9 protein-coding genes are annotated in these 17,773 nt (G+C 59.8%); 2 read left to right on the top strand and 7 right to left on the bottom strand.

Annotated features, from left to right (window positions below; translation table 11 throughout):
* Window positions 1-27: 27 nt before the first annotated feature.
* Entirely contained in the window at window positions 28-2,394 is a 2,367-nt protein-coding gene (locus KUV52_RS05775) for a phosphoketolase (RefSeq protein WP_222524992.1), read from the top strand.
* Window positions 2,395-2,457: 63 nt separating this feature from the next.
* On the opposite strand, the gene grcA is transcribed toward KUV52_RS05775, so the two are convergent.
* Together grcA and KUV52_RS05785 are read right to left on the bottom strand one after the other, a co-directional pair.
* Complete coding sequence (gene grcA, locus KUV52_RS05780; protein WP_222524993.1) at window positions 2,458-2,883, bottom strand: autonomous glycyl radical cofactor GrcA; 426 nt, start codon at window positions 2,881-2,883, stop codon at window positions 2,458-2,460.
* 118 nt (window positions 2,884-3,001) lie between these two features.
* On the bottom strand, window positions 3,002-3,952 hold the full coding sequence (locus KUV52_RS05785) for a LysR family transcriptional regulator (protein ID WP_222524994.1): 951 nt from the start codon (window positions 3,950-3,952) through the stop codon (window positions 3,002-3,004).
* Window positions 3,953-4,366: 414 nt separating this feature from the next.
* Here KUV52_RS05785 and KUV52_RS19005 point away from each other — a divergent pair, with 414 nt between their 5' ends.
* Window positions 4,367-9,334: a S8 family serine peptidase gene (locus KUV52_RS19005; protein WP_222524995.1), complete on the top strand. Its 4,968-nt coding sequence runs from the start codon at window positions 4,367-4,369 to the stop codon at window positions 9,332-9,334.
* Between the two features lie 48 nt (window positions 9,335-9,382).
* Here KUV52_RS19005 and KUV52_RS05795 read toward each other — a convergent pair whose 3' ends face one another.
* From KUV52_RS05795 to sspA, 5 genes are all read right to left on the bottom strand, one after another.
* On the bottom strand, window positions 9,383-10,060 hold the full coding sequence (locus KUV52_RS05795; protein ID WP_222524996.1) for an SDR family NAD(P)-dependent oxidoreductase: 678 nt from the start codon (window positions 10,058-10,060) through the stop codon (window positions 9,383-9,385).
* Window positions 10,061-10,084: 24 nt separating this feature from the next.
* On the bottom strand, window positions 10,085-11,041 hold the full coding sequence (locus tag KUV52_RS05800) for a LysR family transcriptional regulator (protein ID WP_222524997.1): 957 nt from the start codon (window positions 11,039-11,041) through the stop codon (window positions 10,085-10,087).
* A 223-nt stretch (window positions 11,042-11,264) separates the two neighbouring features.
* The gene (locus KUV52_RS05805) at window positions 11,265-16,235 is read right to left on the bottom strand and encodes a S8 family serine peptidase (protein WP_222524998.1); all 4,971 of its coding nucleotides are present in this window, start codon (window positions 16,233-16,235) and stop codon (window positions 11,265-11,267) included.
* 490 nt (window positions 16,236-16,725) lie between these two features.
* Window positions 16,726-17,145 carry a ClpXP protease specificity-enhancing factor gene (gene sspB, locus KUV52_RS05810; RefSeq protein WP_222524999.1) on the bottom strand — a complete coding sequence of 140 codons (420 nt, stop codon included), beginning with the start codon at window positions 17,143-17,145 and terminating at the stop codon, window positions 16,726-16,728.
* Window positions 17,142-17,771, bottom strand: coding sequence for a stringent starvation protein SspA (sspA, locus tag KUV52_RS05815; protein ID WP_222525000.1), 630 nt, complete (start codon window positions 17,769-17,771; stop codon window positions 17,142-17,144). Before sspA ends, sspB begins: the two co-directional genes overlap by 4 nt.
* Window positions 17,772-17,773: the final 2 nt, after the last annotated feature.

The following is a 17,773-nucleotide window of genomic DNA, read 5'->3' on the forward strand; positions in this document are numbered from 1 at the left end:
TTCCCTGCGTTGAATAAGAGGCAAACCATGGCCAGCAAGAAAGAGTTAAGCGCTCTGAAAAAGATGGTGCGCGCCAGCAATTTTCTCTCCGTCGCACAGATCTACCTCAAGCAGAATGTGTTGCTGAAACGCCCGTTGCAGCACGATGACATCAAGCCCCGACTGCTGGGTCACTGGGGAACCTGTCCCGGCATCGCCTTTGTCTATGCCCATATCAACCGGCTTATCTGCCAGCATCAGCGCCCCTTCCTCTATCTGGTGGGGCCCGGACACGGTTTTCCGGCGGTGCAGGCCAACCTGTTTATCGAGGGCTCGCTGTCCCACTTCTACCCCAACACCATCCCCTACTCCGAGGCAGGGATGCGCAATATCTGTGAGAAGTTCTCCGCCGCTTATGGCTACCCCTCCCACGCCAACCCGGAAGCGCCCGGTCAGATCCTGGAGGGGGGCGAACTGGGCTACTCCCTCGCGGTGGGATGGGGGGCGGCGTTGGACAATCCGGACCTGGTCAATGTGGTTCTGGTGGGGGACGGGGAATCGGAAACCGGTCCCCTGGCCGCCTCCTGGTATGCCAACCGTCTGGTGAACCCGGCGACCTGTGGCGCCGTACTGCCGATTCTTCACATCAATGGCTACAAGATCTCCGGCCCCACCCGACTGGGCCGGATGGACGATGACGAGATCCGGATGGAGTTTACCGGCCTGGGCTACGAAGTGCTGTTCGTCGATGACCAGCGCGACCAGGATGTCTACGCCCAGATGGCGGATGCCATGGATCGGGCGATGGAAGTGATCGATGAGATCCAGACCCGGGCCCGCAGTGGCGAAGACGTCAGCAAGCCCCGCTGGCCCCTCATCGCGATGCGCACCGCAAAGGGCTGGACCGGCATCAAGGAAGCGGATGGCAAGAAGCTGGAGGGCAACTGCGACTCCCACCAGGTGATCATCAATCAGGCGGCCACCAACCCGGAGCACCTGTCGCTGCTGAACGAGTGGCTGGCCAGCTACCAGTTCGATGACCTCTATAAGATCTCTGAAGAGGGGGAGGTGAAGTTCGATAAGGAGATCCGCTCCCTGATCCCCCCGGAGCATCTGCGCATTGGTCGTCAGATCCTCTCCTACGGCGGCGAGATTGTCCGGCCACTGAATAAGCCGGATCTGCGTCAGCTCAGCTATGGCCCGGAGACGCCAAGAGGCCAGCGCGGGGTCTCCATGAACAAGATGGGCGAGTGGATGCGGGACGCGTTCAGGCTGAACTCCAAGCAGCGCAACCTGCGGATTTTCAGTCCGGACGAAACCTACTCCAACCAGCTGCAAGCGGTGTTTGAGGAGACCGACCGGGCCTGGCAGTGGCCGATAGAGCCCTGGGACCAGGATATGGCCCGGGATGGCCGGGTGATGGAGCTGCTCTCCGAAAACCTGCTGTTCGGCATGCTCCATGGGTACACGGTGACTGGGCGGCACGGCATGTTCCCCACCTATGAAGCCTTTGCCCAGGTGGTCTCCTCCATGTGCGACCAATACTGTAAGTATGTTTACGCCAGCCAGGGCGTGCCGTTCCGCAAGCCGGTGCCCGCCTGCAACGTGGTGCTCTCCTCACTGCTGGAGCGTCAGGACCACAACGGCTACTCACACCAGAACCCCTCCCTGCTGGGGGCGATGCTGGAGAAACACCCCACCATCATCTCCGCCTACCTGCCCGCCGACGGCAACAGCACCCTGTGCTACACGGAGAAGGCGTTTGACGACCGGGATAAACTCAATGTGATTGTGGCAGGCAAGAAGTCCCTGCCCCAGTGGCTGACCCTGGAAGAGGCGCGGCGACAGTGCGAAGAGGGGATCATGATCTGGGACTTCGCCTCTGATGAAGACCCGGATGTGGTGCTTGCCTCCTGCGGCGACTACGTCACTCAGGAGTGTATGGCGGCCCTGGTGATCATCCGCCAGCTGCTGCCCGAGCTGCGGATCCGTTTCGTCAACATCTCGGAACTGACCTCCGACGGCATCGGCAGCCTCAAATATGGCAGGAAGCCCAAGCTGCTCGACCAGTTCTTCACCTCGGACAAAGGGGTGGTGCTCAACTACCACGGTTACCCCAACACCATCCACAAACTGCTGTTCAACTATCCGGGGATCAAGCGTTGCCGGGTCAAAGGCTATGTCGAGGAGGGGTCAACCACTACCCCCTTTGATATGGGCGTTCGTAACGGGACCAGTCGCTATCACCTGGTGGTCGACATGGCCTATAAGGCGTTCCAGCAGGGCGTGATCACCGATGCCCAGCACATCGAGATCACCACCGACATGCTGCAGCGTCTGGTTGATCACCGCAGTTACATTAAGGCCCATGGGGTGGATCCTCAGGAGATCACCGACTGGGTATGGTCCCGCTAAGGGTTGGCATTCAGGCGCAAAAAAGGGGGCCATCAGGCCCCCTTTTGGGAATCGCGTACTCGCTTACAGGCTCTGGGTGAAGGTACGGGTGATCACGTCCTTCTGCTGTTCCAGAGTCAGAGAGTTGAAACGCACGGCGTAGCCAGAAACGCGGATGGTCAGCTGGGCGTTATCGGACAGCACGTTGTAGTCGTCGTTGGACGCTTCACCGGCTTCGATGCGCTCACGCGCCTGCATCACTTTCTCCAGGGTTTCACGCTTCAGTACGTTCACGTTCAGGTGCTGACCACCTTCACGTGCCGGCGGCGCCTGCACATTCAGTTCGCGGGACTCGAACTCACCCAGTTCGGCCAGAGCCACAACCTGGTCCGCCTCGTAGTGAGATGCGGCAGCCAGACAACGAGCCTGCTGACTGGCGTCATCGATCAGCCAGATGCTGTTCAGCAGATTGGGGTTTGCGGATTGGGTGATTTGAATGCCTTTAACCATGGGGTACCTCTGGGCAAGCCAAATTGTGTGATAACTGTCACACACCCTACCCGAAAAACCCCACGATCTCTCGCGATCATTTCCCCCGCAAGCATGAGCAACCCTAATCCGAATGGGGTTATAAAATGCTGCTTGCCGTGTCCACGATACGCTGTGCTTCTGCCACGATGGCAGAGACCAGTTTTTCCGACGCAGGAGGCTGGGTTCGACCTCTTAACGACACAATGCCGAACTTGGCCTGAATGGGTTCCAGATCCCCCACTCGCAACAGCCCCAGTCGCCCCTCAAGCAGTTCCTGGTGCACACTGGCCAAAGGGGTCAAAGCCACCAGGTGGCTGTCAAACAGAGCCGGTTTCACCGACAGGAACTGATCGAACCGAATGATACGGCGCCCGGCCACCATTGACCCCGGAGTCAGGCCGGGGATATAGCGCTCCAGGAAGGCATCCGGCAGATTCCGGGGCAGTGCCAGAGGGTACTGAAGCAGATCCGACATCTTCAGATCCCGGCGGGCCAACAGCGGATGCTGCGGATTGCAGCACATCAGCGCAGGTTGCGGCGCCAGAGGCACCACCTCAAGCGCCTCGTGATGATCCAGCCCGGTGGCTGTGACTTCATCGATGAAGTAGTTCAGCTCTCCCGCCTCCAACCAGGCCAGCGAACGCCGCCAGTTGTCGACGCGTAACTCCAGGTTCAGGGTCGGGTGCTGGCGGGTAAGCTCTCCGACAACCGGCCCAATCAGGGTTTGTGCGGGAATGGGGCTCGCCCCCAGAGCTATCTCACTCCAGTCGCCGCTCTGCATCAACTCAAGCTCCATGCTCAGTTGACGCACATCCCGCAGGATCCGCTCTCCGTGTCTCAGTACCGACTCACCATAGGGGGTCAACGCCACTCCGCTGCGCTGACGGTCCAGCAAGCGGGCTTCGAGCAGTTCCTCCATCCGCTGAATACTGCGACTCAAACTGGGCTGGCTCAGGTGTAGAGCCTCAGCCGCCGCGCTAAAACTGCCTTTACGACACAACATCAGAAAATGACGTAAGTGCCGAATCTCCATGGTACTGGTGCGCATACTTCTGCCCCTGTTGCTCCCCAATAAGCTATCCACATCCGGGTGGTAGTGAGGGCAATTCTCAGTGTTCTTTATCCATACCCTCTATACATCCTAATGGGGCATTTTTTGTCGATTGCTATTCGATGTTATCAAAGCAAAGGGCGCTAGCAACTTATTTTTAACCTAAAAGTACCTCAGCATTCTGGCAATCCCTTGTCGCAAGCGACTCCCATTCGAACAATGCGTTTAATGCATAACTGATGGCGCTATTTTGCATTGGATCGAATGGGTACATTTGCGCAACATCAAAATCAGAGCAGTGCAACTGCCACCTCTGTAGTCCCGTGGTTGCGTGATGTTTGCAGTACGCAGGGAGAGATAACAGCAACCAAGACCAGGGAATGCTCATTGTGGGCATAGAGGGTTTTCATCATGAAAATGAAAAAAGCGACACTGATGACGCTGGCGGCCATGTATATGGCCGGTGGTGCCAGTGCATCAGGGCTGGGAGACGACACCCAGTTCCGGAATATTGAGATCACCGACGAGATATTGCAGTACAACGAGCAACTGCGTAACGGGCCGCCCCGTTCCGGCATGAGCTCTGACAACCGACCATTCAGCAATGGCAAGAACGTCCACCGGGGCATCTCCCTGAGTCCGGACGACAAGGTCCCCTTTCACTACCAGGAAGGCCTGACCGGCGAGCAAACCTACATCATCGAACTCGCAGACAGACCCGCCGCCCTGTATCAGGGAGGCATCGCTGGCCTGCAGGCCACCGCCCCCCGCAATAACCCGGCTCCTTTTGCACTGAACGCTCACAGCGCTAACAAGATCAATGTACAAAGCAGCGCGGTACAGCAGTACACCCACTATCTGCGGGACAAACAGGATTCTCTGCTGAGTCAGATCAGCGGCATTGTCGGCAGCAACCCCCAGGTCATTGGCCAGTACAGCCTGGCCTTCAACGGCATCGCCCTGCGCATGACTCAGGATCAGGCTGCCGCCGTGGCCCTGCAGCCCGGCGTTCGTAACGTCACCCTGGAGGAGATCCACCAGTTGCAGACCGATGTCGGTCCGCAGCACATCGGCGCCGATCAATTCTGGGATGGCAGCCTGACCGGTGTGGAGCACCGGGGTGAAGGGGTTATCGTTGGTGTGCTGGATACCGGTATCAACACCGACCACGTCTCCTTCTCCGACACGCCGGAAGATGGCTACGTCTATACCAACCCTCTGGGCAGCGGCAACTTCGTTGGCGACTGTGCAAAAGACGAGTTCACCAACCTGTGTAACGACAAGCTGATTGGTGTCCGCTCCTATGAAGTGATCACCGACAAGTACTGGGACCCGGTCTACCAACCGGACGAGCCCTGGTGGAATATTGAGAACCCCAAACGTCCCGCCAACGGTGAGGATTATCATGGCCACGGTTCCCACACCGCCTCCACCGCCGCCGGTAATACTCTCTATAACGTCGACTACGTGGTGCCGGAGTTTGCCGAGCAATCCGACGGTATCCCCACCGGCCTCAAGTTCCCCATGATCTCCGGTGTGGCGCCCCGCGCCAACGTCATCATGTACCAGGTGTGCTGGCCTAACGACGGCAGCTACGGGGAAAGCTTCGGCGGCTGCCCGGGTTCCGCTCTGATGGCCGGTATCGAAGATGCCATCGCCGACGGCGTGGACGTCATCAACTACTCCATCGGCACCACGTTTGGTGCTTTCCCCTGGGAGAGCCCGATCGAGATGGCCTTCCTCGCCGCACGTGAAGCGGGGATCTCCGTAGCCGCTTCTGCCGGTAACTCCTACAGCCCGCAGTATTCCAGCCAGGCCCGCGGTGCCATTGACCACCTCTCCCCCTGGCTCACCTCCGTCGCCGCCACCACCCATGGTCGCGGCATCGAAGTGATCAATAAGTCTCTGACGGGCATGAGCGGTGGGGATACCCCTGCCCCGGCTGACGTTGACGGCGGTGGCATCACTCAGGGCTACTCCGGCCCCATCGTGCTGGCCGCCGATTATGGCGATGCCCGCTGTAACGAACCTTTCGCCGCAGGCACCTTTGACCTGGCCCCCGATGGCACCCCCTTCGCCAGCGCCCCGATTGTGGTGTGTGAGCGGGGCGACATCGCCCGGGTAACCAAAGCGGTCAACGCCGCTGCCGGTGGCGCCGGTGGCTTCATCCTGTACAACTCGGTCAGTTGGGGTCTGGAAGCCGGCATCGCCAATGATGCCTACAGCATCCCCGGGATCCACGTTGACTACTACGTCGGCCGCGACCTGAAGAGCTGGCTGGGCAGTGGCGCAGGCCATATGGCCACCATCACCGCTGCTGAAGTCGTCACCACCGAAACCCGAGCCGACTATGTGGCGGATTTCTCCTCTCGTGGCCCCAACCTGGCCAACCCGGATGTGATGTCGCCCAATCTGGCCGCACCGGGCGTGGCCATCTACGCCGCCTACGCCGACGATATGCCCTTCAGCGCCGCACCGATGGCCACGGACTTTGCCGCCATCAGCGGGACCTCCATGGCTGCGCCTCACGTAGCGGGCGCCATGGCGCTGCTGCAACAGGCCAACCCTGATTGGACCCCGGCGATGATTCAGTCCGCTCTGATGACCACCGCGTCCCTGGAGGGTGTGACCCGCGCTGCAGACACCTACAACTATGCCGGCACCGCAGTGCAGGCGGGTTATGGTGATGCTGGCAGTGGTGTCATCAATGTGGCCCGTGCCCAGAAGGCTGGTCTGCTGCTGGATGAAACCGGTGCCAACTACCGTGCTGCCAACCCAAGAAACGGCGGCAACGTCACCACCCTGAACCTGCCCTACCTCTACAACGACAACTGTGCCGGTACCTGCACCTGGATGCGGACCTTCACCGCCACCACTGACGGCACCTGGGACGTCAGCGCTGAAGCGCTGCCCATGGACGGCGCTGCCATGCTGGAAGTGGAGGTTTCACCCAAGCAGTTCAGCCTGATGGCGGGCCAGACCCAGGCCATCACCGTGACCGCCAAGGTGCTGGAAGTGGAGGCGATCGGCGCCGATTCCAGCATGCTGCAGCTGCTCGGTCGGGTGGATCTGAAACCGCAGAGCAACGGCCTGCCGGATCAGTACCTGCCGCTTGGCGTACGCTTCAGTGGTGACAACCTGCCTACTGAGGTTTCCGGCATCATCCATCGCGAGAGAGGCCATACTTTGACCCCGATGCTGGTGACCGATGAGATCCAGTCCTTTAACTACAAGGTCTCCGGCCTGACCAAGGGTGAGCGCTACGACCTCTACCTGCCCCGCGCAGTGACCCGGATCAACGAGGATCAGAACACCACCGACGAGGTGAAGAAGGATGCCGGTTCCGAGGTGATCTTCTTCGACGTACCGGAGGGCACCAAACGCATCGTCTGGGAGGTGCTCAGCGCCGACAAGGTGGCCTACACCGGCATCGATATGGGTATGGACGTCAACGGTGACGGCGAGATCCAGTGGATGGACGAGGCGATCTGTTACTCCTACACCGACAACGGTGACTTCTGTGCCATCAACGACCCCATGCCCGGCACCTACTGGGCGGTGATCGGCAACTGGAAGTTCGAGTATGAAGATCCTAAGAACCGTGAAGACCACATCGTAGCCAGTCTGGCTATCGTGGGCGGAGGCGATGACGCCAACCTGATGGTGGATGGCCCGGCCAGCACCGATGGACTGACCCCCTATCAGTTGCGTCTGAACTACAACCTGCCGGACGTGGTGGAAGGGGATGCCTACTACGGTGTTGTCTCCCTCGGCTCCGATGCCTACAACGACAGCAACCTTGGCGACTTCGCGGTGAAACTGCAGCACATCGGCAGCGACACCGAGATTCACGCTTCCCAGACCGCTGCTAAGGCAGGCGACCTGGTGGACGTGCTGGTCAAGCTGGCACCGAACCTGTTGGGCGGGGACCGCGACTTCAGCCTGACCACCACCATCCCCAGCCAGTTCACCCTGGTGGAGGACAGTGTGGTAATGGGTAACGTGGGCCTGCCGGACGACGCCATCAGCATCGAAGGCAATGTGATCACCATCGCTGGCACTCAGGCCTCCTCCATGGACATGCCGCGCCACTACGTGTTCACCACCAACGCCGAAGACCCTCTGTGTCGAGTGCCCTACGGTGAGGACCCGGCGTTCTTCGACATGCCGATGGCTGGCTTCGAGCCGACCAGCATCCCTGGCACCTCCAACCGCCCGCTCTACATCCCGCTGGCGGCCAACGGTCTGCCGCACGTACCGCTGTACGGCAACCCGGAGATGTATGGTCAGGATGTACTGGGGATCTCGCCCTTCGGCTTCGTTCAGTTCGATCCGATGCCGCTGTTCTGGCCTATTCACTACGAGTTCAGTGACGCGTTCCAGGGCTTCCCGGACACCATCGTGGCCCCGCTGTGGCGTGGTGACGTGATGATGCCGGAGCAGGTGTACTTCGATTTCGACACCCTGCGCTACGTCAACGTGGTGTACGCCGTTGTCACCAACAAGTACTACCTGTTCCAGTGGGATGGTGGCGAAGAGTTTGCCATGTTCCTGACGGGTAACGACAACCCGGATCCGGACGCCTACTTCAGCGTGCAAACCGCCGTGTCTACGGAGATCAACTTCCAGCCCGGTGACTATGAAGTGGTCTACGCGTATCGCGCCATCGATACCTATAACGATCACTTCGGCTCCATTGGCCTGCATGGCTACTGGGGTGAGCGCGGTTCCTTTGGTCCGGCCTATGGTTACAACAACGACGGCTTCGCCTTCAATGACGTCAACGAGAAGGTCAGCCCCGGCACCGTAATCTGTGCGGACTACCGTGGTCCGGAGCAATCCGCTGTCGAGCTGATGTTCACCGTACGGGTCAGTAACGCCGCCACCGGTTCCAGCGGCACCATCACAGTGGACAGCGAGTACAGCGACTCCGGCCTGGTGAGCGTCAGCCACACTCTGGACGTACCCAGCAACATCACCGTGGCCCAGATTGCCGACCAGATGATGGATGAAAACACCACTCTGGAAGGGATCACCGTGATGTACAACGACATCCGGGGCACCACTAACGGCATTGAAGTGAGCGGCGAGAACATCAGCGCCGTGGTGCATGGCAGCGAGTCCGGCGCCACCTTCGACATCACTCCGGAAGCCCACTGGTACGGCACCACTGAGGTCACGGTCACCGTGTTCGACATGGCCAACCCGGGCGATGCCGCCAGCACCCGCTTTATGCTGGAGGTGGTCTCCGATGGTGAAGCCGCACCGGCACCGGCCCCTGAGCCTGAGCCGGAGGCTCCAAGCAGCGACAGCGGCTCTCTGGGCTACCTGGCCCTGATGCTTCTGGCCATGCTGGGCTGGCGCCGCCGCGCCGGATAACCCAGGCCAATAGAAAAAGCCGCCCTCAGGGGCGGCTTTTTTATGAGTTCAGAATCGTCCGATGCTCAGTTCAGTCACGTAGCAACTGGACTTCGCCTTCAGGGCCGTGACGATGTACTCCGCGGCCTCTTCCGGGGCCATAAAGCCGCTGCTGTCCACATGGTCGGAACCCTCCCAGAATCCGCTTCGGATGCCACTGGGATAGAGGTTGACCAGGCGAAGGGGCTGCCCTTTCAACTCAGCTCTCATCGACTCCAGAAAGCCCCGCATCCCCCACTTGGTGGCGCAATACACCGCTTCATGAGCCTTTCCCGTCTGTGCCGCCGAGGAGAGCACATTGGCCAGCACCATGTCATGATGGCCCCAGCGCTGAACCACTTCGCGTCCCACCCAGATGGTGCTATGCAGGTTGGAGGCCAGCATCGACTGTATGGCGTCATCCCCCTGACCACTGAGCGCCCCGAAATGGCCAAGGCCAGCGCAATGCACCACCCATTCCGGCGGCCCGCCCCAGGCTTCCGCATAGTCGAACGCCTGATGTACCGCATCGGGTTGGCTGAGATCCACCGATATCGGCAGCACCTGCTCGCCCAGCTTCTCCGCCAGCGCGGCCAGCTTTTCGGGCGTTCGTCCCATCATCGCCACCCGATTACCGTCCGCCACCAGTTTCAGGGTTAAGGCGCGGCCCAGTCCTGAGCCCGCCCCGGTTACGATCTGCATGGTCATCCTGCTCTCCTCTCTCCTGTTCTGCTAACAAGGATAGAGTTCCGGCTCCTCCTGCACGACCACTTTTGCCTGCTGCTCAATCGCAGCCAGCAGTTGCTGAGCGGCTGGCGGTGCGGTTCGGCCCTTTAGGGAAAGGATGCCGTAATGGGCCTGGATCGGCTCCATGTCCACCACCTTGAGCAACGCAAGCTGGCCCGCAAGCAGCTCCCGATGGACACTCAACAATGGGGTTAGCGCCAACACTTGTCCCATCTGGATGGCTGGCTTCACCGCCAGGAAATGATCAAACCGGATAAACCGCCGACCCGCCACCATCGGGCCTTCCGTCAGCATCGGGAAGTGACGTTGCCAGAAGGGGCGCGGCAGATTGCGGGGCAGAGCCAGGGGATACTGCAACAGGTCCACCAGCGTGACCTCCTGCCGAGCCATCAGCGGGTGCTTCGGACTGCAGCAAAACACCACTGGCTGGGGCGGCAATGGGTGCACCGCCAGACCCTCCCGATGCGCCAATCCGGTCGCTTCAATCTCCTCCACCAGGTAGTGCAGTTCGCCGGACTCAAGCAGCCGAAGCAGGCGCTCCCACCCCTCTACTCTCAGCTCCAGGTTCAAGGTGGGGAAACGCTCCGCAATCGAACTCAACACCGGTCCGATCAAAGTTTCTGCCGGTATCGGGCCCGCTCCGATGGTGAGTTCTACCCAATCCTTTTGGTGGATAAACTCCAGCTCCTGGCTCATTTGGCGCACGTCGCGAACAATGCGCTCCCCGTGGCGCAATACCGCTTCGCCATAAGGCGTCAGCACCACCCCACTGCGACGACGGTCCAGCAGTTTTACTTCCAGCAGCTCCTCCATGCGCTGAATGCTGCGGGAGAGCGTGGGTTGACTGATTCTGAGAAGCTCCGCCGCCCCTCTGAAACTGCCCTTGCGACAGAGCATCTGGAAGTGACGCAGATGACGGATCTCAATCATGTTGGTGCGCATCGTTACCTCTCTGTTCCGTTCACCTGAAGTCGGCCCCCTTCCATTGGTCACCATAAAACGAGGCATCGAGCCGTCATGGGGCTCGATGCAACTCCGATTGATGCGCCAAAAAAGAGAGTAAGAACAGTTAATTCATTTTTAAGTTGACAGCCTTGGGCGGGACTGGTGAGAAACATCAGGGCCCTGAAACCAGGGCCCTGCTCTCTCGCCGACTGGCCCGGGCTCAGCGGCGACGTCGACCGGCCAGCAGGCCAAGCAACAGCAGGCTGAACCACCCGAAAGTGCCACTGTCTTTCTTCGGCGCTTCCGGCTCCGGTTCCGGTGCCGGATCCACGCCATCAGACAGCACCTTCAGAGTGAAGCGAACACTGTGCTGGTCGTTGGGGTTGACCTGGTCACTGACGGTGACGGTAACTTCGGTTTCGCCATACCAGTCCGGCGCAGGGATCAGGTCGAAGGTGTCGCCGGAGCGATGACCATGCACCACGGCAGTGATGTGCTCACCCGTAACGCTGATGATGTTGGGAGAGACACCGCCATCGCTGTCGCTGTAGTGCACCGGGATCCCCTCTACCACACCATTTTCTTCAACCTCCTGGTCGGAGATCGGCTTGACCAGAATGTTGGCGGCCACAGCGATGGTCGTGGATTCGGTCAGCAGGCCAACGCCTCCCACCTCTGCCTCAACATCAATACGCTGCTCACTGCCGTAGGCCGCATCGGTCACCTCAACCTGGAACGCCAACTGCACCTGACTGGCACTGTCATTGACGATGTCATAGCAGACCACCAGACCATCACTCAGAGCGGTTTTCAGATTGTCCTCCGCGAAGGCCACACCACTGTGGCCATAAAGGGGACTGAATCCGGCTCTCGGGCCCCAGTAACCGCGCAGACCAATCACGCCGTTGCCTTCCTGGCTGCCGAAGTCGAGGTTGTCGTAGGCCATGATCACCTCGAACTGCCCCTCGTCGTGGCTGGAGTGCTCACGCATAAACATCTGGAAGTCGTAGCGGTCATCGCGGGGCGTCACCACTTCGTTCCAGTCCATATCCCAGTACTTGTCGTGGGTTTGTGCGCCTTTCCAGGTCAGCAGGGTGTAGTTGTCGTAGTAGGCGATGTAAACGCCGCTGGACTGAGCGGGATCCCAGTGAGGGGCATACATCGAGAGCGTCCACTCCTGCTGCCAGGTGACAGGGTCCAGTCGGGCGTTATGCCAGGGGGTCAGAACGAAATCGGGCGGCGTGCCGTAGTCCTCACCGGGCATGGGCATCTGCACCTGGTGCAGTGCAATGTCCCAGGGGTTGTACTGCAGGTAATCCGCCTGAACCCAACCGCGCGAACTCAACACCACCTTGTCGGTGCGGAAGTAGTCACCGTTATCAAAGGGCTGGAAGTCATTGGCGATGGTCGGGATCTCCACATCATGAACCCAACTGCCCCATCCCCACTCATTCTCCTCGTAGAAGGTGCCCCAGCTGGGGTCAAAGCCGAATCGGGTCAGGTCCACGAACTTGCCGTCCAGCGGTGTGCCGTCCGGGTAGTCGATGGCCCAGGGCGTCCGGCACTGAGGATTATCCAGGTTGGTGCTGACCTGGTAGTGCGCCTGCGTCCCGGAGGTGTCCACCTGAACGCCCTGCCACTGGAGGCCGGTCTCGGTGGTGACCAAACCCTCGAGGTCCGGCAGCGAACCAGGAATCAGCGCCAGCCCATCCGGCAGGGTGACCGCCAGATCCACCACCCGATCCTGACCGGTCCGGTTGGCCTGAGTGAGCACAGACAGTTCAACGATCTCTCCGACCCGAGCCGCGCTCTGGGACGCTTCGGCGGTCAGCAGCGGATCACCACCGCGAAGGTTCACCGGCATCATGATGACCGATCCCGGCTCAGCACCCTCAACCTGCACCGCGACGGCACTGTACAGGGTCTGGCCCGGCTCCGGCGCCTGGTGCCACTCAATGGTGATGTCGGAGTGTTTGGGGTTGGCGGCGTTGCTGTCAAAGCGGGTGGTCAGCGTCTGGCCCGGCGTTTTGCCCAGGGTCACGATGCCAAACTCGTAGGTATCCACGTTCTCCCAGGGGTACAGCATGTAATTCGCCAGCAGCACCTTGTAGGTTCCGGGTTCCGGGTGCTCAATGCTGCAGTACTCCCCCTTGGAGGTTTGCGGCAACTGAGAGGCACAGATCGCTTCGGACAGATGCAGACGACCATCGCCGTCATAGTCCCGCAACACCCAGAGGTCGACATCGGCGTAGTGGTTGAGCGGATCTTCGATGCTGGAACCCAGGCGACCGAACACCTCCGCCCGCAGCAGCGCCGTATCCTCGGCAACGGTGACATCAAACACCTGAATGTTATCCAGGTCGGTGTTCCAGAACCCCTCGTTGTCCACCATGGCAACGCCCGATTGCAAGCGCGGCAGCGCCACCTGATGCACCTCGGCGGGTACAGGCTCATACGCCTCGGCGGTCAATGCGCCGGCAGGCACGCCAAGGGGCACGTCCGGCACCACCTGCTGTCCCTGCTGGGAGTGCGTCAGGACCTCAATGCTGTTCGGCAGGGCTTTACCCGCATAGCTGGCCAGATAGGGCCAGTAGGCGCCAGGGCTGGTGCCGTCAGCACTGTTGAACTGGATCTCACCGAAGGCGTGGTGATACGCCCCGTCATACCAGGCCAGGTCGATGTCGGAGAAGGCGACGGAGACCGTCAGGTCGATCGACTCTCCTGCTTTCAGCGTGAACTGGTTTGGCGTGATGGTGACCTTGGCGGTGGGATCCAGCGCGTAGTCCCAGAACAGCGGATGCTCTTCACCAGCCACCGCTTCCACACCCCAACTGCCATCGCGGGTCGCCCGAACGGTCCGGGTCCAGGAGCAGACCCGGCCACAGTCGTTGTTGATCATCTGCGGCAGGTTCAGGTCACGAACCCGTCCGCCGTTGTGGGGGTTGGCCCGACGGAAGTTGTCCGCCGTTTCATCCATCACCAGCCCGGCGTTAACCGCCCGCTCCACGTTTGCCAGACCATGGCCAGCGCGGAATATGCCCGCCACCTTGGTGGGATAGGGGTAGACCGGATAGGGCGTCTTGATCGCCTGGCTGTCCGCCGTCATCTGCAGTGCCGATTGAACCTCAGCAGCAGTCCACTGCGGATTGGCCTGACGGATCAGGGTCATCATCCCGGCAACGTGGGGGCTCGCCATCGAGGTACCGCTGATGGCATTGAACGCCCGGGTGTCGCCATAGGGGTCAAAGGGGTTGGTTTCGGTCCAGGCCGCGAAGATGTCGACACCCGGTGCCGCGATGCCTGGGGAGAACAGCTCTTCAACGGTACTGGAGGGCCCGCGGGAGGAGAAAGAGGCCAGCCAGTCGGCGTCCTCCGGATTCACCACCCGGTCCACCTGGGACGCACTGATGGTGCCGGTCAAGCCTGTACCGGATTGCAGCCAGGGCAGCAGACCGGGGGTATTCCAGTCGCCGTAGTACTGCTCTGCGGTCAGGTGGATACCGGGGATCACATAGGTGTCATCCACCACCTGATCGCTTTCGTTCCAGGTGTTGTAGAGCACAAAGCCACCCGCTCCCCCATCACGGACGTTCACCGCCTTCTCGATACGGGCGATGTCGCCCCGCTCACAAACGACGATGTGGGATTCCAGGAACGTGCCGGGGGCAAAGGGGCTGTTACAGCGGGCGTCGCCAAAATCGGCGGCCAGCACAAATTCACCGGTAAAGGCTGATGAGATCCCTGCCCCCTCAATGGTGCCGGGATTAAGGCTCTCATCCCCACCGCTCAATCCCTCGAGCGCTTTGCCACTGATGGCAATGCTGCGGGCATGTGTGGTGGCGGCCACGTTCAGCACCCAGGGGGAGGTATGGTCGACGGTATAGAGCGAGTCTGTGCCTCGCGATGCCCCTGCGTTACCGGCAGAGAGCGCCACGGCAACCCCTGCCTCACGGGCAGAGAGGAACGCCATCTCAAAGGCGTCATCCCAGGGGAAGCTTTCACTGCCGCCGATGGACATGTTGATCACGTCCACGCCATCCTTGATCGCCTGCTCGATAGCGAACAGCATCGCTTCACCCGGGCAGCCACCGACCGGGTGGCACACCTGATAGGAGATCAGGTTCGCGTGGGGCGCCACGCCGGAGATCCGCGGCATGGTCACTCCCATCGGGATGCCAGCACCACCGCCAAACTCCGGCGCTACCACGTCAACGTCATAGAGCACGTTACCGGCAACCGTACTCGCCACATGGCTGCCATGCCCGTTGTAGTCCTCACCGATCGGCTCAGCACTCGATGCCGCTCCGTACTCACCGGTAATTGAGTCGTGGGTATACAGGCCAATCAATTTATCGTTACAGCTGTCGGCATACTCGGCCAGGGCACAGTCGCCCAGGTAGTTGCCCGCCCCCCGGGGGTTGGTATGCACATACCCATCTCCACCCACTGCAGCAAAGGAGGGGTGGCGGGTGTTGACGCCGGTGTCGATGATGCCCACCACCATTCCGGCACCGGTGTAACGCCCCCCGTCGTGGCTGGCACTGCCATCCCAGATACCCGGGGCACCAACATGCTCCGGCCCAATGTCGGTGTGCAGCTCATAGTTGCGGGAGCGCTGAACAAACGCCACTTCGGGCATCTCGGCCAGACGCATCGCTTCCTGTTGGGTCATCTCGATAGACAGCGCATTGATGGCGGTAGTGAACTGACGCCGCACCTGACCCTGCACCTGCTGAATCAACTGCTGCTGTGTGTTCAGCAGATGGTTGGTGTAAGCGCCGATCGCCCCGGCTGAGGTCCCGGAGTTTGTCGTATCAAAGAGCTTCTGACCCGGCTGATGACGTTGAAGTGCTGGCTTGGTGGCCGCGAGACCGGGCAAGCGACCGTCATAAGTGGCGACAGGCGCATCCTGGAGTTGCACGATATAGATGGCGGTACCGTCGAACCGTTCCTCTGGCGCAAACTTTGCCTTGCCGGATTTGGGCACCATCGGGATATTGGCCAAACCATCCCGTCGTAAGGGGCTCAGCTGTTGTTCTGCTTTCTGTGCCTGAGCCTGCTGTTGATGTTGATAGAGCGCCATCGCATCGATGGTTCTTGGGATCTGCTCATCAGTTCCCTCCGCTCCGGCCAATGCGCCTGCACTATAAAGTGCGCTGGCAACCATCATGGCTACGGATTTTATATTCACAACTCTTCTCCCTGTTATTTTCCCGCCGCAGAAAAATTAATCACTCCGACACACTTATATTTCACAAGGACAAATTTTTATTCAAACACATTGTTTTCATCGTTTTGATAGCCAGAGGTAATATTGTCTGAGTGACAAAACACCACTTATCAAAAACACTCTTCCCAACGCCCAAGACAATTAGCCGGCGTGCATCACAACCATGCATGGGCGGCAATCCAGCCAGCTTGCATAGCGTGTCAAAGGGTCAGGAAAAATCGGGAATTTGGAGAAGATTCGAAAGAAGAACAGAATTTCAATGCAGCTAATTCATCTTGTCTATAGATATAATACAAGAGACAAACTCAAGGTAAGATAACGATATTAAATGGACACCATGAGTCTTCATTACTAACCCAACGCATTCACCCGCGCTTTATATTTCCAACTTCGTATAGAGCAGGCATAAAAAAAGCGACCCTAAGGTCGCTTTCTTATCACATGAGGTGACTCACTTAATCACTTTCAGAGTGGGTCGTCCTTTAGGACGCTCCGGAGCCGGAGTGCCAGCCACTTCCTCACTCTCAGAGAGCTCGGGTTGCTGATACGCCTCTTCCGGCTGGAACACCGTCCCTGCGCCATTCTCACGGGCGTAGATGGCCGCAACCGCGTACATCGGCACCCGCAGTGCATGGGGCTGACCGCCGAAGCGGGCGTTGAAGGTGACCTCCTCGTTACCCATCTGCAGATTGCCCACCGCATGAGGGGCAATATTGAGGACGATCTGGCCATCCTCAACAAACTGACGGGGAACCTGAACACCGGGCAGATCCGCCTCCACCACAAGGTGGGGCGTCAACTCGTTGTCCAGCAGCCACTCATAAAAGGCCCGCAGCAGATAAGGACGGCTGGGGCTTAAAGGCTTGCTCATACGCCGATGCGCATCTCGCGCTCTGCTTCGGTCAGGGAGGCCTTGAAGGACTCACGCTCGAACAGACGAGTCATGTAGGCCTTTACTTCGGCACTGCCACGACCATTCAGCTCGATGCCCAGTGACGGCAGACGCCAGAACAACGGAGCCAGGTAGCAATCCACCAGAGTGAACTCTTCGCTCATAAAGTACGGCGCTTCGGCGAAGACCGGACCCAGAGCCAGAATGCTGTCAGCCAGCTCTTTACGAGCAGCGGCAGCACCGTCATTGTTCTGGATGCGCTCAGCCAGGGTGTACCAGTCGTGCTGGATGCGGTGCATCATCAGACGGCTCTGGCCACGGCTCACCGGGTATACGGGCATCAGCGGCGGGTGGGGGAAACGCTCATCAAGGTACTCCATGATGATACGTGCGTTGTAAAGCACCAGTTCCCGGTCCACCAGAGTGGGCACGCTGTTGTACGGGTTCAGCTCGGCCAGATCTTGAGGCAGTTGATCGGGATCCACCTGGATCACCTCTACCCCTACTCCCTTCTCCGCCAGAACGATGCGAACCTGGTGGCTGTAAAGATCGCTGGCACCGGAATACAGGGCCATGACAGAGCGTTTATTGGCAGCGACAGCCATTG

The organism is Ferrimonas balearica (assembly GCF_019802055.1).
Lineage (GTDB): Bacteria > Pseudomonadota > Gammaproteobacteria > Enterobacterales > Shewanellaceae > Ferrimonas > Ferrimonas balearica_A.

What these genes read in the sequence shown, in the direction of transcription:
- KUV52_RS05775 (WP_222524992.1), top strand. Translation starts at nt 28, where the DNA reads ATGGCCAGCAAGAAAGAGTTAAGCGCTCTGAAAAAGATGGTGCGCGCC.
- grcA (WP_222524993.1), bottom strand. Translation starts at nt 2,883, where the DNA reads ATGGTTAAAGGCATTCAAATCACCCAATCCGCAAACCCCAATCTGCTG.
- KUV52_RS05785 (WP_222524994.1), bottom strand. Translation starts at nt 3,952, where the DNA reads ATGCGCACCAGTACCATGGAGATTCGGCACTTACGTCATTTTCTGATG.
- KUV52_RS19005 (WP_222524995.1), top strand. Translation starts at nt 4,367, where the DNA reads ATGAAAATGAAAAAAGCGACACTGATGACGCTGGCGGCCATGTATATG.
- KUV52_RS05795 (WP_222524996.1), bottom strand. Translation starts at nt 10,060, where the DNA reads ATGACCATGCAGATCGTAACCGGGGCGGGCTCAGGACTGGGCCGCGCC.
- KUV52_RS05800 (WP_222524997.1), bottom strand. Translation starts at nt 11,041, where the DNA reads ATGCGCACCAACATGATTGAGATCCGTCATCTGCGTCACTTCCAGATG.
- sspB (WP_222524999.1), bottom strand. Translation starts at nt 17,145, where the DNA reads ATGAGCAAGCCTTTAAGCCCCAGCCGTCCTTATCTGCTGCGGGCCTTT.
- sspA (WP_222525000.1), bottom strand. Translation starts at nt 17,771, where the DNA reads ATGGCTGTCGCTGCCAATAAACGCTCTGTCATGGCCCTGTATTCCGGT.